The organism is Amycolatopsis acididurans (genome assembly GCF_012328925.1).
GTDB lineage: Bacteria > Actinomycetota > Actinomycetes > Mycobacteriales > Pseudonocardiaceae > Amycolatopsis_E > Amycolatopsis_E acididurans.
Map to the genome: position 1 here is coordinate 204,459 of NZ_JAAXLS010000005.1, position 19,295 is coordinate 223,753.

The following is a 19,295-nucleotide window of genomic DNA, read 5'->3' on the forward strand; positions in this document are numbered from 1 at the left end:
CACTCAATCCGCGGGGGATCGCACGATCGGGCAGGACATGCATCGCGGTCCGCCGCGGCCCGAGCCCAGCTCGGAACCGGCGATCGCCAGCACCTCGATCCCGGCTTCTTCCAGGCGCGCGTTGGTCTCGACGTTGCGCTCGTAGCCGACCACCACGCCGGGCGCGAGCGCGAGCGTGTTGTTGCCGTCGTCCCACTGTTCGCGCTCGGCGGTCACCGGATCGAGGCCGGTGTCGATCACCCGCAGTTTCTCGATCCCCATGGCCTCCGCGGCGGCGTGCAGGAACGGCTCCGGACCGTCGACCCGCACGGAGCCGTCGTCGCCCGGCCGCATCGGATACGCGACGAGCGAGTCCCGAGCCAGCGGGTACATCACCACGGCGTCGCTGTCCACCATCGTGCACACGGTGTCCAGGTGCATCGTGGCGCGCTCCTGCTCGATGGGCACGGCAAGCACGGTGTGCGCGAGGTCGTCCGCGAACACGGATCGGGCCAGCGATTCCGCGCCCGCCGGTGTGGTCCGCTCGCCGACGCCGACGGCCAGCACGCCCGGCGCGAGCAGCATGACGTCCCCGCCTTCGACCGGGGCCGAATGCGCGCCGTAGGCACGGGCGGCGTGCCGGAACCGCGGGTGATAGGCGTAGATCAGGTCCAGCAGCGCGGTCTCCCGGCGCCGCGCGGGCATGGCCAGCGACGAGATGGCCACCCGGTCGGCGATCCACACCGACGAGTCACGGGTGAACAGCAGGTTCGGCAGCGGATCCACCGCGAAGTCGTGCGGATGGTGCATCTTGCGCACCAGCGACGGGCCCTCGGCAGCGGGCAGTTCCTCGAAGGTCATCCCGCCGGTGAGCACCTCGGTGAGGGTGGGCGGGTCCACGCGGGACAGGTACGAGCGCAGCGAGTCGGCGAGGTTCTCGCCGAGCCGCAGATCGTTGACCGCCGCATGCACCCCGGCGGCGTGCGCGCGGGCGTCGGCCAGTGCCTCGGTGAGCACGTCGGTCAGCAGCAGGACCTCGACGCCGCGGCCGCGCAGCACTTCGGCGAACGCGTCGTGCTCCTGCTGGGCACGGTCGACCCAGGGGATCGAGTCGAACAGGAGCTGGTCGTTGTTGCGCGGGGTGAGCCTCTTGAGCTCGTTGCCCGGCCGGTGCAGCAGAACGGTCCGCAGCGGCCCGACCTCGCTGTCCACCCTGGGTTTCGTGGTCATTCCCGCAGCTTAGGGCAGGAACGAGAGGTGTCCCTTCAGCAGCGAGTAGCCGACGAACGAGCACACGTCGAGCAGGGTGTGCGCGACGATCAACGGCCACAGCCGGTTCGTCTTCTGCCACACCCGCCCGAAGACAAGGCCCATGACGACGTTGCCGACGAACCCGCCGAAGCCCTGGTAGAGGTGGTAGGAACCACGCAGCACGGCCGCGGCGAGCAGCCCGGAGTTCTCGCGGAAGGACAGTTGCCGAAGCCGGGTCAGCATGTAGCCGATCACCAGCATCTCCTCGGCGAAGGCGTTGCCGAACGCCGAGAGCACGAGCGCGACCGGCCGCCACCACGTGTCGTCCAATGTGGACGGCTGCACGGCGAGGTTGAAGCCGAGCTTCCAGGCGGCGAAGTAGAGCGCGAGCCCGGGGATGCCGATCAGTGCCGTCAGCCCGACGCCCCACAGGACGTCGCGCCGCCGCCAGCCGAGCCCGACCGAGGTGAGCCGGATGCCGGCGCGCACGAGCAGGTAGCCGCCGAGCGCACCCCAGCCGAGCAGCTGCAGCGCGCTCAGCAGCTGGGCGAGCAGATCGAGGAGGTCGGCGGCGGCCTGCGGCGCGTTGAGCGCCACGTGCTGCCGGCTCAGCGGCTCCGGCCGGACGAGCGAGTCGATGAGCGAGACGAGGCTGCGTGCGCCGGAGAGGCCGAGGGTGATGCCGAAGACGATCCAGATCTCGATCCTGATCCGGCGGCGCTCGTCGTCCTCGAGGACCGGTTCGGGCCGCTCGGGCCGGTCCGGGCGCAGCCAGTCGCGGGCGAGGGACGTCACGTACGCACGCTACCGTCTGCAGCATGGCACCGAAGATCGCGACCGCGGACCGGGTCGGCCGCGAGGAACTGCTCGAGTTCCTTCGCCCCCGGCACCGCGCCATCCTGATGACCACCCGCTCCGACGGGCGCCCGCAGCTCTCCCCGCTCACCTGCGGCATCGACCCAGAGGGCCGGCTTGTCGCCTCGACCTACCCGAAGCGCGCGAAGACCGCCAACGCCAAGCGCAACCCGGCCGTGTCGGTCTGCGTGCTCTCCGACGAGTGGAACGACGCGTGGGTCCAGGTCGACGGGCAGGCCGAGGTGCTCGACATGCCCGAGGCGCTGGAGCCGCTGGTGGACTACTTCCGCTGCATCTCCGGCGAGCACCCGGACTGGGACGAGTACCGCGAGGCGATGCGCAGGCAGAACAAGAGCATCATCCGCGTCACCATCGAGCACTGGGGCCCCATCGCCACCGGCGGCTTCCCCCCAGATCTCCCCAACTAACCCGCGAGTCGGGACTTCCGTGCGCCCGAGTCGGGGCTTGCGTGTGCCCGAGTCGGGCTTTGCGTGCGTGCGCGAGTCGGGGTTTGTGTGTGCGCGAGTTGAGGCTTGCGGGCGCCCGAGTCGGGCTTCCCGTGTGCGTGAGTTGGGCCTTCGGTGCGCGCGAGTCGGGCTTTGCGTGCGCCTGAGTCGGGGCTTTGCGTGCGCCCGAAACGAGGCTTCCACGCGCCGTCAGCGGCCCCGCAAGAAGGGGCAGCCCAGTAGGCGGCGGAGTTCGGCGGCGAGCTGTGGCGGGCTGTGCACTGGTTTGGCGAAGGCCAGCCGCACGTCGTGGTCGCCGGACTCCGCCTCCACGCGCAGCCGCAGCCCGAACCGGTCGAGCCCGAGCGGCCGGATCTTCCCGCCGCGCAGCTCCTCGGGGACGTGCCGCGCGAGTTGTTCGACCACGTCCGGGTGGTCGGATTCCAGATGGCGCAGCCAGTTCCGCTCGTAACTGTGGAACGGGTCGGGCGAGGCGGCGCTGAACATGTACGGCCGCAACGACTGCGTACCCTCGGCGTCGGCGAGCACGAGCGAGGCCGGCGTGAGCCGCAGCAGGGTCATCCCGTGCCCGAGGTCGAGCAGCCGAGGGTCCGTACGCGTCTCGCTGATCGCGACGGCCCGGGCGCGTGCCGCGGCCAGCGTCAGCGGGCGCAGCCAGCCGGTGATCCACAGCAGCCCGCGCACGGGTTCGCGGAGATCGATCGGGGCGCAGTCGGCGAGCTCGAACATCACCGCGACCTCGGCCTCGGTGGCCCGTTCGACCAGCGGGTGCCCGTCCGCCAGCAGCAGGCTGACGCTGCCGCTGGCATGCACATGATGCAGATGCGGCACGACGCGCTCACCGCCGTGCCCGCCTGTCGGCATGACGTTTCCTGGACAGTCGCGGGACGCGATCGTCTTCGCGCGTTCCGCCGCGGTCGGCGCCGGCGGGCGGCGCAGGGTTGTCTCGGTCACTGGCCCACCTCCTACTTAGGTGAGCCTAACCTGCCTTCGGGAAAAGCGGAAGATATTCGATTGGGCCGACTGGCGGAATGGTCAAGTGTCCGCCCTGCGGACCCGTTTGTCCGGCTGTCGTACGCTACTAGCGTGTCCCTTGTGTCAAGCGCTGTGGAACTCACGCCCCCCGGCCCCCGTGGAATTCCTCCCCTGTTCGCGCGGCTCGTAGACGACTCGGCGCTGTTTCCGCCGGGTACCGCGACCATGCCCGAGGCGCTGCGTGCGCATTTCGCCACGCGCGAAGGGGATCGCTCGGGGCTGCTGGGGGTGTTCCTGTGCCAGGCCTCCCGCCTGCCGGAACTGATCACCGAGCTGATCAAGGTGAAGCCGAAGCAGCCACTGCCGCTCTCGCTCATCATCGACACCGGACTCGGCGGCGTTCCGAAGGCGATCTCGATCGTCGAGTCCCGCAGCGAGCTGTTGTCGCTGCGCATGGTGGAGATGCCCGCACCGTCCGATGTGGACGAAGTGTGGCTGGAGCGGGTCTCGGAGTTCGTGCCCGAGGACGTGATCAGGGTCGTCGAGCCACGCCGTGGCGTCGGCTGGCTCGACGGCGTGCGCAAGGTGATCGAGCACGGCAGCTGGCCGAAGATCCGGTGCGGCGGCGTGTCCAGCGAGAACTTCCCCAGTATCGACGAGGTCGCCGACTTCCTGTCCGTGGTCAGCAGTTTCTCCGGGGCGTCGTTCAAGGCGACCAACAGCCTGCACCGCGCGGTGCGGCACGAGGACCCGGAGACCGGCATCATGCACCACGGTTTCCTGAACCTGCTGGTCGCCGTCGCCCGCTGCCTGTCCGGCGGCAACGTGCGCGAGGCGCTGTCGAGCACCGACGGCGAGGCGCTCGCCAAGGAGGCGCGCGAACTGTCCGAGCAGGCCTGTAAGGCCGTGCGCGCGCTGTTCGCCTCCTACGCGTCGGCGAGCTTCGACGAGCCCGTCGCCGACCTCGAGGCGCTCGACCTGCTGTGAGCGAGGGGTCGCTCACGCTCGACCGCGGCCTCGCGTTGCTCCAGGCGGTGGCCGACGCCGACGGCGAGGCGGCGACGATTTCCGAACTGGCGGTCGCGATCGGTGCCAGCAGGGCGGCGATCTACCGGCTGCTGGTGCCGCTGTCCGAACGCGGCCTGGTGCGCCGCGACGACAACAAGGTGCGGCTCGGCGTCGGCGTGCTGCGACTCGGCCAGCAGGTCCTTCCCCAGGTGCGCGAGGCCGCGCGCCCGGTGCTGCGGGAACTGGCCGATCTCGTCGGTGCCACGGCGCACCTGTCCATCGCGCAGGGCGACCAGATGGAGTGTGTCGCCGTCGTCGAGCCCTCGTGGACGGACTTCCACGTCGCCTACCGCGTCGGCGCCCGGCATCCGATCGGGGTGGCCGCGGCGGGAAAGGCGCTGGCGCTGCGGCAGAGCGGCCGGGGCTGGGTCGCCTCCAGCGGGGAGCCGCGCCGCGGCGTGAGCGGCCTCGCGGCGCCGGTACGGGGCGTTCCCGGGCTGCGGGCGAGCGTCGGCGTCGTGTACTTCGGGCCGATCCGCGGCGACACCGTCGGCCCGCAGGTGATGACCGCCGCCGGGCGACTCGCCGAAGTGCTGAAGTAGGCGTCAGCCGACGAAGGCCTGCACGACCGCGAGCGCGGCGAACGCGGCGAAGGCGAACCCGGCGACGCGCTGCAGGATCTTGGGCCGGATGCGAGCGCGCACCTTGTGCCCGACGAACACCGCGACCGCCGCCACGACCAGCAGCGCGAGGAACGCACCGGCGCCGACCGCGAGGGGCTGGCCGTAGCGCACCGTGAGACCGGCCGTGGCCAGCTGCGACGCGTCGCCCCACTCGGCGGCGAACAGCACTCCGAACGAGGTCATCGCCGCGCGCAGAAACGACACCGGGCCGGGGCCGGTGCGGGCCGCGTCCTCGCCCGCCTCCCGTTCCACCGAGAAGCCCTCGCGCAGCAGCATGAACGCACCGAACCCGAACAGCGCGGCGACCACGGCGGCCACCACCCCGTCCGGCAGCATCGTCAGCGCGTGTCCGAACAAAACAGCGATAACGCATTGCACGGCGAACGCGACGGCCACTCCGGCGAACACCGGCCAGCCGCGGAAGCGAGTGGTGAGAACGAGGGTGGCGATCAGCGTCTTGTCCGGCAGTTCGACGGCAAGTACGAGTGCGAACGTGCTGGCCAGCGCCAGGAACGCGGTGCTCATCGCGGTTTTTCCACCCCTTTCACTTACACGATAAAGGGGATCGAGTCAGAAAACCAGCAGATGGGAATCGCGAATTGCCTGTTCAGGGCCGCGACCAAATTTTCTTCGGCGTGCCGAAAAGAATTATTTGTCGAGGATCCGGGCTATTTTCGCCGCCCCGCCCTTGTCGAGCCATCCGGCGAAAGTCAGCAGGTCGGGATGGGTCTCACGGAGCGCGGCGACGTCGATCGTCGGCGTCTTGATCTGGTTCAGCAGCCGGTAGCCCTGTGCGAATCGCTCGTTGATCGAAGCCAGTTCGTCGATGGGCATTTGCTCGTAGGGAACGGTCCGGCCGAGGGCCGCGCTGATCGCGGCCGCGATCTCGCCGGGCCGGAGCGCGTCGCCGGCGAGTTCGATGGTCCGGCCGCGGAATCGCGCCGGGTCGGCGAAGGCGAGGGCCGCCAGTGCGGCGATGTCGTCGACGGCGATGAGTTCGACCAAGGTGTCGGGTTCGAGCGCGGCGCGCAAGGCGCCGTTGTGCAGGCCGAACAGCGGGTTGAGGTAGTTCTCCATGAACGACGCGGGCCGCAGCACGGTCGCCGAGACGCCGGACCCGGCGATGATCCGCTCCGCGTCCGCCTTCGCACCGAGCGCGCCCATGCCCGAGCTGTACACGAGGTGCCGGACGCCGTGCTCGAGTGCCGCGTCGGCGATGTCCCGCGCGGCCTGCGACTCGTCCTCGTCCGGGGCCAGCGGTCCCGGGTGCACGAAGAACACCACGTCGGCGCCGCGTACGTGCTCCTTGATCGCGTTCCGGTCGCCTAGACCGCCGGCGACGATCTCGGCGCCGGCGAGCCCCTGTGCCTTGGCCGGATCGCGGGTCATGGCTCTCACCGGCACGCTGTCGGCGAGCAACCGTCTGGCGACCGCGCCGCCCTGCTGTCCGGTGGCGCCGGTGACGAACGCGAGCATGGGGTCCTCCAATAACCGGGTTATCAGTTCCGCTTTCGACGATACGGAACGATCGCCCCGGTTGTCAAAAGAGGTGGCAGGACCTTGGTCCTGTCAAGATCGGGACCCCGGCACCTGCTGCCCGCGCGCCCGCGCGACAAGACTGATCAGCGTGGATGTACTGGAACTCGCCAGGTGGCAGTTCGGAATCACGACCGTCTACCACTTCCTGATGGTCCCGTTGACCATCGGCCTTTCCGTGCTCGTCGCCGGCATGCAGACCGCGTGGGTGCGCACCGGTGAGCAGCGGTACTACAAGATGACGAAGTTCTGGGGCAAGCTGCTGCTGGTCAACTTCGCGATGGGCGTGGTGACCGGCATCGTGCAGGAGTTCCAGTTCGGGATGAACTGGAACGCCTACTCCCGCTTCGTCGGGGACGTGTTCGGGGCACCGCTGGCGATGGAGGGCCTCGTCGCGTTCTTCGTCGAGTCGACGTTCCTCGGCCTGTGGATCTTCGGCTGGGACCGGCTGCCCAAGAAGGTGCACCTCGCCTGCGCCTGGGCGTTCTCCCTCGCGACCGTGGCCTCGGCGTACTTCATCCTGGCCGCGAACTCGTGGATGCAGCATCCGGTCGGGGTGGAGTTCGTCAACGGCAAGCCGACGATGAACTCGATCTGGGCGGTGCTGACGAACAACACGGCGCTCGCCGCGATCCCGCACACGATCGCCGGTGCCTTCTCGGTCGCGGCCGCGTTCATCGTCGGCGTCGCGGCGTGGCACCTGTGGCGCAAGCGCAAGACCGACGACGAGCACCGCACGGCCTGGCGGTCCTCGCTGCGGCTCGGCGGCTGGGTGGGTGTCGTGGCCTTCGCGGTGCTCGCGATCACCGGTGACACCCAGGGCAAGCTGATGTTCCAGCAGCAGCCGATGAAGATGGCCTCGGCGGAGGCCCTGTGCCACACCGAGCAGCCCGCGAGCTTCTCGATCATCGCGATCGGCGACGTGGCCAGGCAGAACTGCGAGGACGTCAAGACGTTCAACGTGCCGGCGCTGCTGAGCTTCCTGGCGCACAACGACTTCTCGACGCAGGTCAAGGGCGTGGAGGACCTGGTCACCGAGTACCAGGCGAAGTACGGGACCAACTACCCGAACGACCCGGCGCTCGGCGAGCTGGCGGGCAAGCCGATCGACTACGTGCCGAGCCTGCCGGTGACCTACTGGGGCTTCCGGATCATGATCGGGTTCGGCGCGATCTCGGCCGGGATCGGCGTGCTGGCCCTGTGGTTCACCAGGCGCGGGCGGATCCCGGACACGAAGTGGTTCCCGCGCATCGCGCTGCTGGGCATCGCGACACCGTTCATCGGCAACAGCGCCGGCTGGATCTTCACCGAGATGGGCCGTCAGCCGTTCGTCGTCGTGCCCAACCCGTCGGGGGTGGACGGGGTGTGGATGTTCACCGCGCAGGCCGTGTCGAACGTGACGACCGGCGAGGTGTGGACCTCGCTGATCTCGCTCACCACGTTGTATCTCGCGCTCGGCGTGGTCGAGTTGTTCCTGATGCGCAAGTACGTCCGCGGCGGGATCGACGGGGTGCTCCCGCCGCCGAAGGACCCGAAACGGGATGACGACGATGCCCTCGCCTTCGCCTACTAACAGCCTGTGGACAACTGAGGAATCTGTGCACAACTTTGTGGATAACCGTGAGGAGGTAGCGCGATGAGCCTGGAAACCGTGTGGTTCTGCATCATCGTGATCTTCTGGCTCGGCTACCTCTTCCTCGAGGGCTTCGACTTCGGGGTGGGCATGCTGCTGCCGATCCTCGGCCGGAACGACACCGAGCGGCGCGTCCTGATCAACACGATCGGTCCGGTGTGGGACGGCAACGAGGTGTGGCTCATCGTCGCGGCCGGGGCGATGTTCGCGGCGTTCCCCGGCTGGTACGCGTCGCTGTTCTCCAGCGCCTACCTGCCGCTGCTGCTGGTCCTGCTCGCGCTGATCGGCCGGGGCGTCGCGTTCGAGTACCGCGGCAAGGTCGACTCGCGGCGGTGGCGCCGCACCTGGGACCGCGTGATCATGATCGGCTCGTGGATCCCGCCGCTGGGCGTCGGCCTCGTGCTCACCACCACGGTGCTCGGGCTGCCACTGGACGCGCACGGCAACCGTGTCGGATCGGCCTTCGAAGCGATTCGCTGGGACACGCTGCTCGGCGCGCTCGCCGTGGTCGGATTCTCGTTCGTGCACGGCGCGGCCTTCCTCGCCCTCAAGACCGGCGGTGAGCTTCGGGAGCGCGCGAGGTCGCTGGCGGTCCGGGCACTGCCGGTCGCGCTGGTGCCGCTCATGGCGCTGCTGCTGCTGGTCCAGTGGCGCGAAGGTGCATTGTGGACGGTCGTGCCGCTCGTCGTGACCGTGGTCGCGGCGGCGATCGCGTGGCGCAAGCTCGTCGTGGACCGGGACGGACAGGCGTTCGCGGCGCTGGGTGTGACGATCGCGGCCGCCATGGTCACCCTTTTCGGCGCGCTGTATCCCGACGTACTTCCCTCTACTGTGGACCCTGCCAACTCGCTGACGGTCGCGGGCGCGGCATCCAGTCCGTACACGCTGAAGGTGATCACCTGGGTCGGCGCGTTCGGCGCTCCGGCCGTGCTGGTCTACCAGGGCTGGACCTACTGGGTGTTCCGCAAGCGCATCAGCGCCGGTCACATTCCGCCGGTGCACACCCCATGAGCTTTCCCGGACGTTCCACCCTTCCCGCAGATGTGTCCACAACGGACACGGGGCGCCTGGGAAAGGGACCGCTCGGCGCGCTGCCGGTTCTCTCCGCGGCGGCGCGCCGGGCGCTCGTTCTCGCCGCATTGCTGTCGCTGATCAACGCGGCGGCCTTGGTGGCGCAGGCATTTCTGCTCGCATCGGCGTGCGCCGCGATCGTCGACGGGCGTGGGCCCGACGGGTTCGCGCCGCTGCTGGGCGTCGTGCTCGCGCGGTCGCTGGTCACCTGGTCGATGCGCGTGGTCGCCGCCCGCGCGGCCGCCGGAGCCAAGGAGGAACTGCGCGCGAAGGCGGTCGACCACGCGATGCGGCTCGGTCCCGAGTGGATCGCCGCGCGGGGCCCCGCGGAGCTGACCGCGCTGACGACCAGAGGCCTGGACGCGCTCGACGCCTACTTCACCGACTACCTGCCCGCGCTGGTGACCGCCGCGGTGGTGCCGCTCGGCGCCGGTGCCGCGGTGCTGTTCACGGACTGGCCGTCCGCCGTGATCATCGCGCTGACCGTGCCGCTGCTGCCGATGTTCGCGATCCTCGTCGGCCGCTACACCGCCACCAGGACCGCCGCCGCGACCGACGCGATGCACCGGATGTCCGGGCAGTTGCTGGAACTCGTGCGCGCACTGCCGGTGCTCGCCGCGTTCCGGCGGGCCGACGCCCAGGCGCGGACGGTGCGGCTGGTGTCGGACAAACACCGCCGCGCGACCATGAAGACCCTGCGTGTGGCGTTCTCGTCGGCGTTCGTACTGGAACTGGCGGCCACCTTGTCGGTGGCGCTCGTCGCGGTGGTCATCGGGGTGCGGCTGGTCGCCGGCGATCTGCCGCTGGTGATCGGGCTCGGGGTGCTGATCCTCGCGCCCGAGTGCTACCAGCCGCTGCGCTCGGTCGGGGCCGCGTTCCACGCGAGCGAGGACGGCGTCGAGGCCGTTCGCCGGGTCAGCGAGTTGCTCGCCGAACCGGTCGCCGCCGACGGCACGCAGGTGCCCGGCCGTGGCGAGGTCCGCGTGGAGAACCTGCGCGTCGCGCGGCGCGGCGGGTTCGCGCCCGACGGGGAGTCCTTCTCCGTCCGGCCGGGCGAGGCGGTCTGGCTCCGGTCCCCGAGTGGGGCAGGCAAGTCGACCACGCTCGCGGCGCTGCTCGGATTCGTCCGGCCCGCCTCCGGCGTGATCAGCGTCGACGGTGTGACCGATATCGATATGTCGACATTCAGGCGGAGCATCGCGTGGGTGCCGCAGTCACCGGGCTTCGCGGGCGGCACCGTCCGGGACGAGCTGCCGGACGACGCCGGTGAGGTGCTGGCCTCGCTGAACCTCACCGGTATCGAGGACCGGCCGGTGCACAAGCTCTCGCTGGGGCAGCGACAGCGGGTGGCGGTCGCGCGGGCGTTGTTGCGGCTGCGCGAGGGAGCCTGGCTCCTGCTGCTCGACGAACCGACCGCGCATCTCGACGCCGCGAACGCGGCCCTGGTCATGCTGGCCGTCGAGGACGCGCGCAGGCGCGGAGCCGCGGTGGTCATCGCCGCGCACGACCGGCCCGCCGCCGTGACCGTGCCCGCGTCGGCCGAGCCGCCACGCGAGACGGTGCCGCCGGCCCAGGGCAAGAGCCGCAAGCTCCGCCTCGACCGCCGCTTCCTCGCGGGCGCGGCGCTGGGCGCGCTCGCGCTCGTCTCGGGGCTCGCGCTGACCGCCACCTCGGGCTGGCTGATCGCGAAGGCGTCCCAGCAGCCGCCGATCCTCACCCTGACCGTCGCCGTCGTGGGCGTGCGGGCGTTCGGTCTCGGGCGCGCCGGGCTGCGCTACGCGGAACGGCTGGTCACGCACGACGCCGCCTTCCGCACCGCGGGCAGGCTGCGGGTCGAGCTGTGGCGCGGGCTGGTCCGGCAGGGACCGGCGCGCGGGCTGCGGCACGGCGAGGGACAGCGGCGGCTCGTCGCGGACGTCGATACAGTGCGCGATCTGCTCCCACGCGTGCTCACCCCGCCGCTGGTCGCGGCGATCGTGCTGGTGTGCGCCGTCGCGGTGCAGGCGGCCGTACTGCCCGCGGCCGGGCTGGTGCTCGCCGGGGCCGTGCTGATCGGCGCGCTCGCCGGACCCGCGCTCGCGTTGCGGTTCGAGCGCCGCGCCACCTCGGCGCTGGCGGAAGGACGCCGTTCGGTCAACGCGAAGGTGCTGGAACTGTTCGAGGGCGCGGCCGAACTGCTGGCCTTCGACGGCTACCGCGCCCGCCGCGAGGACTTGGCCCGCACCGATGCCGAGCTCGTCGCGCAGGCCCGTCGGCAGGCGTTCGGCGCGGGCGCCGCGGACGGGCTGATCGCGCTGGTCACCGGCGTCGCCGCGGCGGCCGGGGTGTGGCTCGCGGCCGGTCGCGTCGAGCCCACGCTCGCCCCCGTCCTCGCGCTCGTACCGCTCGCGCTGGCCGAGGTGCTCGGGATGCTGCCGCCGGTCGCCCAGCACTGGGACACGTTGCGGCACGCCCGCGCCCGGCTCGAACTGCCCGAGGTCCCCGCGCCACGCGTCGAGCACGGCGAGCTCGCGTTGCACGACGCCGACCTGGGCTGGCCGGACACCGAACCCGTGCTGCGCGGCGTGAACCTGGCCGTTCCCAAGGGCACGCACGTCGCCGTGACCGGACCCTCGGGTGCCGGCAAGTCGACGCTGCTCGCCGGCCTGCTCGGCTTTCTGGACCCGGCGCGGGGGAGCGTGCGGGTGCCCGCCGAGGTGGCGTGGGCGCCACAGGATCCGCGGCTCGTGTCGACCACGGTCGCCGAGAACCTGCGACTCGCCGATCCGCACGCCTCCGAGGAGCGCATGGCCGAGGCGCTCAGGCTCGCCTGCCTTGACCTGAGCCTGGACACGGTGCTCACCAGCGGGGGCAGCGGTCTATCCGGCGGCCAGGCGCAGCGCCTCGCGCTCGCCCGCGCGCTGCTCGCCGACGCCGAACTCGTGCTGCTCGACGAGCCGACCGCGCATCTGGACGAGCCGACCGCTCGCAAGATCAGGGACAACCTGCGCGAGGCGCTCGCCGGGCGGACGGTCGTGCACGTGACGCACCATCCGGAGGAGGCCGCCGACGCCGACGTGGTGCTGGAAGTGCGCGACGGCCGCGTGCTGGTCCGGGAGGGCGTCTACCCTTGATATCGCTCATGGAACCGACCCTTGCCGCCCACGCGTTGTCCGCGGCCACCGAGATCACGACGGCCGCGCTGTCCGGCGACGAACCGTCCGCCGTACTCGCGTCCGTGGTGCGCAAGGCGGCGGAGATGGCCGAGGCGGACCTCGGCCTGGTGATGGTCCGCGCCGAGGACGGCAGCGTGTCGGTCGAGGCCGGGTACGGCACGAAGGCCGACGTGCGCGGACTACTGCTGCCACCCGATTCGGCCGCGGGCACGGTCGCGCGCGGCGGCGAAGCCATCGTCGCCGACGACTTCACCATCGACCCGCGCACCGCGCCGTACGTCCCGGACGAACTCAGCGGCTACGGCCCCTTCGCGGCCACCCCGTTCGGCGCCGGCGGCCGGGTGCTGGGCTCGCTGGCCGTGTACCGGCTCAAGGGGCAACCGGGCTTCTTGCCGGAGACGATCGACGTACTGACCGCGTTCGCGGCGCAGGTCGGCGTGGTGCTGGCGCTCGCGGAGGGCGCGACCGCGCGGCACGAGGTGACGCTGTACCAGGAACGGGAACGCATCGCCCGCGAACTGCACGACGTGATCGTGCAGCGGCTGTACGCGGCGGGGATGCAGCTGGACCGGGTGCGGCGCCGGATGCGCAAGCGGTTCGCCGGCACGGACGCGGTGAAGCTGGGCGAGGCGATCGACCAGCTCGACCAGACGATCGAGGAGATCCGCGCGACCGTGCGCGGCCTGCGGTCCCCGGCGCCGGAGCCCGAGTCGAACCCGGCGACGGATCTGGCGCAGTCCGCGCGCGACGAGGTGCGCATCGCCGAGGAGCTGCTCGGCTACCCGCCCACGCTGGAGCTTTCCGGCGAGTTCGCCGACATTCCCGCCGAGCGCGCGGACCACATCCGCGCCGCACTGCGCGAGGCACTGTCCAATGTGGTCAGGCATTCGGGGGCGAGCGAGACGAGGGTGACCCTGCACCGGGACGCCCACGAGATCCGGCTGCGGGTCCGGGACAACGGGGCCGGCGTCCCGCACGGCGTCGCCACCAGGGGTCTGCGCCACCTCGCCGAACGTGCCAAGAGTGCGGGCGGGAAGTTCTACATCAACTCCTCACCGAGCCTCGGCACGCTCGTCGCGTTCGATCTGCCGCTCAACCCGCCCGCTCAGGAACGAAGCGCGGCCAGCCGGGTCAACTGATCGCGGGATGCGGCCGCCACCTCCGACGGCACGCCCAGCTCGGCGAGCATTTCGGCGGCCGCGGCCATCTCCGAACTGCGCCGCACGGCGTGCTTGCGCGAACCGCTCTCCAATCGGTCCACAGTGGACTCGTTCGCCGAGGTCAGTTCGGTGACGATGACCTGGCGCAGCCAGTCCTCGCACCCCGCGGCGCGGGCGGCTTCCAGCGCCTCGACCACCGCCGCCGACATGCCCTTGAAGAACACGCTGCGCAGGAGCTTGCGCTCGGCGGCCAGACCGGCCGCACCCGCCATGACCTCGACCGACGCACCGAACGAGGTCAGGATCCGTGCCACGTCCGCGGCCGCGACGCCGGTCGCGAGCAGCGGCACCTTCAACCCGCGGCCCGGTACCGGCGCCATGATCGCGACGTCCGCGAAGGGCACCCCGTGCTCCGCGGCGATGGCCGCCAGTTCGCGCTTCCGTCCGGGGGAAGACGTGTTCAGATCCGCCCAGACGGCGCCGGAGGCACCCGCCAGTCCCGCACGCAGTGCGTCGACCGACACTGACGCGCTGTTCACGCTGAGTACCAGGTCCGCGCCCCGCGCGGCCTCGGCCTCGGAATCCGTGTCGAGCACACCGTCGCCGGCGGTGACGGCCGGGTCGTAGCCACGAACCACGGCACCCGCCGCGACAAGGTCACGGGCCAGGTGGCCGCCCGCCTCGCCGAGGCCGAGTATCGCGATCGTTTCCGGCATAGCAGACTCCCATCGAAATGCGGGTATTAGTCTTGAGTAGACGATGTACTCAACAAAATTGTCAACAAAGCAGGGGTAGCCGTGACCGAGAGCCAGGCCGAACTCGGCAAGCCGGTGGTCGTCGCGATCCGGGACGCGATCATGCACGGGGAATTCGTGCCGAACCAGCGGCTCGTGGAGTCCGATCTGTCGGCACAGTTCGGCGCGAGCCGCGCGAACGTCCGCGCCGCGCTCATCGAACTGACCAACGAAGGCCTGGTCGAGCGTGTGCAGAACCGCGGCGCGCGCGTCCGGGCGGTCTCGATCGACGAGGCGGTCGAGATCTCCGAGGTTCGCATGATGCTGGAGTCGCTGTGCGCGGCGAAGGCCGCGGAGCGGATCACCGACGCCGAGGTGAAGGAACTCAAGGCGCTCGGCAAGGCGATGCGCAAGGCCGTCGCGGGCGGCGACGTCATCGGGTACTCGGGGCTGAATCAGGAACTGCACCGGCGAGTCCGCGAGATCAGCGGGCAGCGCACCGCGGAGCAACTGCTCGAACGGCTGCGTGGGCAGAGCGTGCGGCACCAGTTCCGGCTGGCGATGCGCCCCGGTCGCCCGTCGGTCTCCCTGCCCGAGCATCTGGCGATCATCGACGGTATCTGCGCCCACGATCCCGAGGCCGCACAGTCGGCGGTGCGGGCGCACCTGGCGAGCGTCATCGAGGCCTTACGCGAGACCGCGCCTTGACGCCCGTCGCCAAGATTGTTAACAATTTGGTCGGAAAAAATGGCGCAAGGGAGCGACATGACCGACCATCCGCAGCCGTCCGACCATGCGCGTGAGCTCGTCCGCGGCGCCTACGACGTGCACATTCATGTCGCCCCGGACGTCATGCGGCGACGCATCGACGACGTGACCCTCGCCCAGCGGTTCACCGCCGTCGGCATGGCGGGGTTCGTCCTGAAATCGCACTACGCCCCAACGGCCGAACGCGCCGAAGTGGTCCGCAGGGTGCACCCGGACATCGACGCGCTGGGCGCGATCACGCTGAACGCCTCCGTGGGCGGCCTCAATCCGATCGCGGTCGAGATCGCCGCACGCGGCGGCGCGCGTTTCGTCTGGCTGCCCACAGTGGACAGTGCGAACCAGCGGGCCTGCCAGGCGGCCGAACCCGAGGGCGCGACCCCGCCGATGTGGGCCCGGATCCAGGCCGAACTCGCCGAGGAGGGCATGGCCGCCGATCCGGTGGACGTGCTCGACGGTGACGGCAAGGTCGGCGAACTGGCCCGCAAGGTGCTGCGGCTGATCGCCAAGCACGACATGACGCTCGCGACCGGGCACCTGCACCAGGACGAGTCCGCGGCGGTCATCGACGCCGCGCTGAAGGAGGGCGTGCGCCGCATGGTGGTGACCCATCCGGAGTTCACCTCGCAGCGCATCGGCGTGGAACGGCAGCGTGCGCTCGCCGAGAAGGGCGCGCTGATGGAGCGGTGCTTCACCACTCCCTACACCGGCAAGGTCGCCTGGGATGTCTGGCTGCACAACATCCGCGAGGTCGGCCCGGAACACTCGGTGATCTCCAGCGACCTCGGCCAGCCGTTCAACCCGCCGGTCGAGGACGGGCTCGCGCTGGCCGCGGATCGGTTGCTGGCGGCCGGTTTCAGCGACGAGGAGGTGCGGCTGATGACCGTGCACAACACCCGTCGGCTGGTGGGTGCCGAGGCATTGGCCGACGCGCGGTGACCGCCGTACTGACCGCGGACGCGGTGACCAAGCAGTTCGCCAAGGACGACGAGGCGATCGTCGCGCTGCGCGAGTTCGACCTCGACATCGAAGAGGGCAGCTTCGTCACACTGCTCGGCCGCAGCGGGTGCGGCAAGTCGACGCTGCTCAACATGCTCGCCGGGCTGACCGCGCCGAGCACCGGCCGGGTCCGCTACCGCGACCGCACGTTGTCCGGCCCGGACACCAGCATCGGGTACCTGACCCAGCACGACACCCTGATGCCGGGGCGGGATGTGCTTCGCAACGTCGAGATGCCGTTGGAGATCAAGGGCGTGCCCGCCGCCGAACGCCGTCGCGTCGCCGCGGAACTCATCGAACGCGTCGGGCTCGGCGGCTTCGAAAAGCATTACCCGCGCGAGCTTTCCGGTGGGATGCGCCGCCGCGCGAGCCTCGCCAGAATGCTCGCCGGCGCCCCGGAAACGCTGCTGATGGACGAGCCGTTCGGCGCGCTGGACGCCCAGCTGCGCACCGAACTGCAGGAGGAGCTCCTGCGGTTGTGGCAGGGCAGCGGGCAGACCGTCGTGTTCGTGACGCACGACATCGAGGAGGCGCTGCTGCTCGGCGACCGGGTGGTGGTGCTCGGCAAGCTCGGCCGCATCCTGCTGGACCGCAAGATCGGGCTGTCCCGTCCGCGCTCGGCCGACGAATCGCGCGTCGATCCCGAGTTCGTCGCGCTGCACAGGGAACTTTCCGCCTCCCTGAAGGGGGACGCGTCATGACCGCGACGGCGATGGAGGCGGGCCCGGTCCGGGTCGGCCTCGACCGGAGCTGGTGGCAGCGGCACGGGAACACGACGATCGTGTGGGTCTCGCGGCTCGCCCTGCTCGCCGTGATCCTCGTGCTGTGGCAGATCGCCGCCGACCGCTGGATCGACAGCACGTTCACCAGCAAGCCGTCCGACATCGTCCGGCGGCTCGCGGAGTGGAGCGGCGACGGTACATTGTGGACGAACGCGTGGATCACCGTGCAGGAGATCGTCTACGGCTTCCTGCTCGGCGCCGCGGCCGGTGCGCTCGCCGGGTTCGTGCTCGCCTCGATGAACCTCGTCTACCGGGTGCTCGACCCGTTCATGCTGGCGCTGTACTCGATTCCGAAGGTCGCGCTGGCGCCGCTGTTCATCGTGTGGTTCGGCATCGGCGTGCACATGAAGGTGCTGCTCGCCGCGGTCACCGTGTTCTTCCTGGTGTTCCTCAACACCGCGGCCGGCGTGCGCGAGGTGGATCGCGGGCTGATCGACGCGGTGCGGCTGATGGGCGGCGGCCGCCGCGACATCGCGCTGAAGGTCGTGCTGCCCGCCTCGATGACCGGGCTGCTCACCGGGCTCAAGGTGGCGATCCCGTACGCGTTGATCGGCGCCGTGATCGGTGAGCTGGTCGCGTCCAACCGTGGGCTCGGCTACCTGATCAACGACGCGGCCGCGCAGTTCGACACCGCCGGGGTGTTCGCGACACTGGTCGTGCTGAGTGTGATCGCCGGTCTGCTCAACGTTGTCGTCGGACTGATCGGCAAGCGCGTCAACCGCTGGAAGCCGCTCGATGAGTAGCCGTCGCACGTTTCTGAAAGCGCTTACCGCGGCGCCGTTACTGGGGGTCGCCACGGCGGGCTGCGCGACACGCGAGTCGACCACTCCCGCCGGGGTGCTCAACGTCGGGCAGATCAGTGATTCGGTGGCCTTCTTCCCGTTGTTCATCGCGGAGAAGAAGGGCTACTTCACCGACGAGGGTCTCGAACTCGGCGAACGGCCGCGGCTGGGCACCGGTGCGAAGGTGGCCGCGGCGCTGAAGTCCGGCAGCATCGACCTCGGCGCCGCCGTCATCACCGACGCGTTCAACCTCGCCAAGATCGACGACGGCACCCGGATCGTGAGCAGCCTGGTCACCGAGTACTACGTGGACATCGTGGTGCCGCCCTCGTTTCCGGAACCCGCGAGCCTCGAGGACAAGATCAAAGCGTTGCGGGGCAGGAATATCGGCATCACCGGGCCGGGTAGCGGCACCGAGGCGCTGGTCGACTACCTGTTCAGCAGCATCGGTCTGGACGCGGCGACCGACGCGACACTGGTCAACCTCGGCAGCGCGACGACATCCGCGATCGGTGCGCTCAAGGCGAACCGGGTGGACGCGTTGTCCTTTTTCCAGCCGATCGCGCAGCAGGCGGCCGCGGCGAACGTGGGCAGGACCTACATCTCACCCGCGCGCGGGGACGTGCCGAGCCTGCGCGGCGCATTGCACGGCGTGGTGTTCAGCACGCAGAAACTGCTCGACCGCAAGAAGAACGAGCTGGCCGCGTTCCAGCGGGCGATGACCAGAGCGCTGTCGGACATCCACGGCGATCCCGCGCAGGTGCGTCAGCTGCTCGGGCAGTACCTGAAGGGCACGGACGGCAAGGCGCTCGACGCGCTCGTGCCGATCCTGCGCCAGGAGGTGCCCGTGACGCCGGAGGTGCAGCGCGCGTCCTACGACACGGCCCGCGCCTTCCATCTCGACAGTCACCTGGTGCGCAAGGCGCCGGACTACACCGCGGTACTCGTCAAGAGCTGATGCCCTCGACGGTCTGCAGTACGACACCGAGCAGGCTCGCGAGCTGAGCGCGTTCCGCGTCGGGCAGGTTCGCCAGCGCGGCGCGTTCGGCTTCGAGCTGCTTCGGCAGCAGCTCGTCGATGAGCGCGACGCCCTTGTCGGTGAGCCGCACCTGCACGACGCGCCGGTCGCGCTCGCTGGAGGCGCGGGAGATCAGGTCGAGCCGGGCCAGCCGGTCGAGTCGCTTGGTGATCGCCGCACCCGAGGACAGCATTTCGCGGCTGATCTGCCCCGGGTTGAGCACGCCGTTGCGGCGCAGCGCGCACAGCACGTCGAACTCGGCCCTGGTCAGCTCGTGCCCGGCGAGCAGGTCGTCGGTGTCGCGCCTGATCAGCGAGGCCAGGCGCAGGACGCGGCCGATCACGGCCATGCCGGTCGTGTCGAGTTCGGGGCGCACCTCCCCCCACTGCCGTCGCACTCGGTCGATGAGATCGCTCACCACGTCGCTCCTTCGCGAGGGATG

The 19,295-nt window shown here is 70.4% G+C and carries 19 protein-coding genes; 12 read left to right on the forward strand and 7 right to left on the reverse strand.

Annotated elements, in window-relative coordinates; translation table 11 throughout:
- Window positions 1-3: 3 nt before the first annotated feature.
- Window positions 4-1,209 (reverse strand): arginine deiminase, encoded by a 1,206-nt coding sequence (gene arcA, locus HFP15_RS11120; protein ID WP_210717035.1) that lies wholly within the window; start codon window positions 1,207-1,209, stop codon window positions 4-6.
- Between the two features lie 9 nt (window positions 1,210-1,218).
- Window positions 1,219-2,025: a CPBP family intramembrane glutamic endopeptidase gene (locus tag HFP15_RS11125; RefSeq protein WP_168514335.1), complete on the reverse strand. Its 807-nt coding sequence runs from the start codon at window positions 2,023-2,025 to the stop codon at window positions 1,219-1,221.
- Window positions 2,026-2,048: 23 nt separating this feature from the next.
- Between HFP15_RS11125 and HFP15_RS11130 the strand changes: the two genes are divergently transcribed.
- Entirely contained in the window at window positions 2,049-2,513 is a 465-nt protein-coding gene (locus tag HFP15_RS11130; RefSeq protein ID WP_168514337.1) for a PPOX class F420-dependent oxidoreductase, read from the forward strand.
- 228 nt (window positions 2,514-2,741) lie between these two features.
- Here the strand turns inward: HFP15_RS11130 and HFP15_RS11135 are convergent, their stop codons facing one another.
- Window positions 2,742-3,506 (reverse strand): DUF2470 domain-containing protein, encoded by a 765-nt coding sequence (locus HFP15_RS11135; RefSeq protein ID WP_312871534.1) that lies wholly within the window; start codon window positions 3,504-3,506, stop codon window positions 2,742-2,744.
- Window positions 3,507-3,659: 153 nt separating this feature from the next.
- Here HFP15_RS11135 and HFP15_RS11140 point away from each other — a divergent pair, with 153 nt between their 5' ends.
- Window positions 3,660-4,514, forward strand: a complete 855-nt coding sequence (locus HFP15_RS11140) for a hypothetical protein (RefSeq protein WP_168514552.1) — start codon at window positions 3,660-3,662, stop codon at window positions 4,512-4,514.
- Window positions 4,511-5,137, forward strand: coding sequence for an IclR family transcriptional regulator (locus HFP15_RS11145; RefSeq protein ID WP_168514339.1), 627 nt, complete (start codon window positions 4,511-4,513; stop codon window positions 5,135-5,137). The genes HFP15_RS11140 and HFP15_RS11145 overlap by 4 nt, the downstream gene beginning before the upstream one ends.
- A 3-nt stretch (window positions 5,138-5,140) precedes the next feature.
- Here the strand turns inward: HFP15_RS11145 and HFP15_RS11150 are convergent, their stop codons facing one another.
- Both HFP15_RS11150 and HFP15_RS11155 read right to left on the reverse strand, forming a co-directional pair.
- On the reverse strand, window positions 5,141-5,743 hold the full coding sequence (locus HFP15_RS11150) for a TMEM165/GDT1 family protein (protein WP_168514341.1): 603 nt from the start codon (window positions 5,741-5,743) through the stop codon (window positions 5,141-5,143).
- A gap of 123 nt (window positions 5,744-5,866) precedes the next feature.
- Entirely contained in the window at window positions 5,867-6,694 is an 828-nt protein-coding gene (locus HFP15_RS11155) for an NmrA family NAD(P)-binding protein (protein ID WP_168514343.1), read from the reverse strand.
- Between the two features lie 151 nt (window positions 6,695-6,845).
- On the opposite strand from HFP15_RS11155, the gene HFP15_RS11160 reads away from it, so the two are divergent.
- From HFP15_RS11160 to HFP15_RS11175, 4 genes are all read left to right on the forward strand, one after another.
- A complete protein-coding gene (locus HFP15_RS11160; RefSeq protein ID WP_168514345.1) occupies window positions 6,846-8,327 on the forward strand; it encodes a cytochrome ubiquinol oxidase subunit I in 1,482 nt (493 codons plus the stop codon).
- 63 nt (window positions 8,328-8,390) lie between these two features.
- Complete coding sequence (cydB, locus tag HFP15_RS11165) at window positions 8,391-9,398, forward strand: cytochrome d ubiquinol oxidase subunit II (RefSeq protein ID WP_168514347.1); 1,008 nt, start codon at window positions 8,391-8,393, stop codon at window positions 9,396-9,398.
- Window positions 9,395-12,571, forward strand: a complete 3,177-nt coding sequence (cydD, locus tag HFP15_RS11170) for a thiol reductant ABC exporter subunit CydD (RefSeq protein ID WP_168514349.1) — start codon at window positions 9,395-9,397, stop codon at window positions 12,569-12,571. Before cydB ends, cydD begins: the two co-directional genes overlap by 4 nt.
- An 8-nt stretch (window positions 12,572-12,579) precedes the next feature.
- Entirely contained in the window at window positions 12,580-13,752 is a 1,173-nt protein-coding gene (locus HFP15_RS11175; protein ID WP_168514351.1) for a GAF domain-containing sensor histidine kinase, read from the forward strand.
- Here HFP15_RS11175 and HFP15_RS11180 read toward each other — a convergent pair.
- Window positions 13,719-14,489 (reverse strand): DUF1932 domain-containing protein, encoded by a 771-nt coding sequence (locus tag HFP15_RS11180; protein ID WP_168514353.1) that lies wholly within the window; start codon window positions 14,487-14,489, stop codon window positions 13,719-13,721. The genes HFP15_RS11175 and HFP15_RS11180 overlap by 34 nt on opposite strands.
- A gap of 81 nt (window positions 14,490-14,570) precedes the next feature.
- Here HFP15_RS11180 and HFP15_RS11185 point away from each other — a divergent pair, with 81 nt between their 5' ends.
- From HFP15_RS11185 to HFP15_RS11205, 5 genes are read left to right on the forward strand one after another with little or no spacing between them, the layout of a single operon-like run.
- The gene (locus HFP15_RS11185) at window positions 14,571-15,215 is read left to right on the forward strand and encodes a GntR family transcriptional regulator (protein ID WP_312871535.1); all 645 of its coding nucleotides are present in this window, start codon (window positions 14,571-14,573) and stop codon (window positions 15,213-15,215) included.
- 57 nt (window positions 15,216-15,272) lie between these two features.
- Entirely contained in the window at window positions 15,273-16,211 is a 939-nt protein-coding gene (locus tag HFP15_RS11190; RefSeq protein ID WP_168514355.1) for a DUF6282 family protein, read from the forward strand.
- The gene (locus HFP15_RS11195) at window positions 16,208-16,972 is read left to right on the forward strand and encodes an ABC transporter ATP-binding protein (RefSeq protein ID WP_168514357.1); all 765 of its coding nucleotides are present in this window, start codon (window positions 16,208-16,210) and stop codon (window positions 16,970-16,972) included. The genes HFP15_RS11190 and HFP15_RS11195 overlap by 4 nt, the downstream gene beginning before the upstream one ends.
- Entirely contained in the window at window positions 16,969-17,796 is an 828-nt protein-coding gene (locus tag HFP15_RS11200) for an ABC transporter permease (protein ID WP_168514359.1), read from the forward strand. Before HFP15_RS11195 ends, HFP15_RS11200 begins: the two co-directional genes overlap by 4 nt.
- Window positions 17,789-18,793, forward strand: a complete 1,005-nt coding sequence (locus HFP15_RS11205) for an ABC transporter substrate-binding protein (RefSeq protein WP_168514361.1) — start codon at window positions 17,789-17,791, stop codon at window positions 18,791-18,793. The genes HFP15_RS11200 and HFP15_RS11205 overlap by 8 nt, the downstream gene beginning before the upstream one ends.
- On the opposite strand, the gene HFP15_RS11210 is transcribed toward HFP15_RS11205, so the two are convergent.
- Window positions 18,783-19,271, reverse strand: coding sequence for a MarR family winged helix-turn-helix transcriptional regulator (locus HFP15_RS11210; protein ID WP_312871536.1), 489 nt, complete (start codon window positions 19,269-19,271; stop codon window positions 18,783-18,785). The genes HFP15_RS11205 and HFP15_RS11210 overlap by 11 nt on opposite strands.
- Window positions 19,272-19,295: the final 24 nt, after the last annotated feature.

What these genes read in the sequence shown, in the direction of transcription:
- arcA (WP_210717035.1), bottom strand. Translation starts at nt 1,209, where the DNA reads ATGACCACGAAACCCAGGGTGGACAGCGAGGTCGGGCCGCTGCGGACC.
- HFP15_RS11130 (WP_168514337.1), top strand. Translation starts at nt 2,049, where the DNA reads ATGGCACCGAAGATCGCGACCGCGGACCGGGTCGGCCGCGAGGAACTG.
- HFP15_RS11150 (WP_168514341.1), bottom strand. Translation starts at nt 5,743, where the DNA reads ATGAGCACCGCGTTCCTGGCGCTGGCCAGCACGTTCGCACTCGTACTT.
- HFP15_RS11155 (WP_168514343.1), bottom strand. Translation starts at nt 6,694, where the DNA reads ATGCTCGCGTTCGTCACCGGCGCCACCGGACAGCAGGGCGGCGCGGTC.
- cydB (WP_168514347.1), top strand. Translation starts at nt 8,391, where the DNA reads ATGAGCCTGGAAACCGTGTGGTTCTGCATCATCGTGATCTTCTGGCTC.
- cydD (WP_168514349.1), top strand. Translation starts at nt 9,395, where the DNA reads ATGAGCTTTCCCGGACGTTCCACCCTTCCCGCAGATGTGTCCACAACG.
- HFP15_RS11175 (WP_168514351.1), top strand. Translation starts at nt 12,580, where the DNA reads ATGGAACCGACCCTTGCCGCCCACGCGTTGTCCGCGGCCACCGAGATC.
- HFP15_RS11180 (WP_168514353.1), bottom strand. Translation starts at nt 14,489, where the DNA reads ATGCCGGAAACGATCGCGATACTCGGCCTCGGCGAGGCGGGCGGCCAC.
- HFP15_RS11190 (WP_168514355.1), top strand. Translation starts at nt 15,273, where the DNA reads ATGACCGACCATCCGCAGCCGTCCGACCATGCGCGTGAGCTCGTCCGC.
- HFP15_RS11200 (WP_168514359.1), top strand. Translation starts at nt 16,969, where the DNA reads ATGACCGCGACGGCGATGGAGGCGGGCCCGGTCCGGGTCGGCCTCGAC.
- HFP15_RS11205 (WP_168514361.1), top strand. Translation starts at nt 17,789, where the DNA reads ATGAGTAGCCGTCGCACGTTTCTGAAAGCGCTTACCGCGGCGCCGTTA.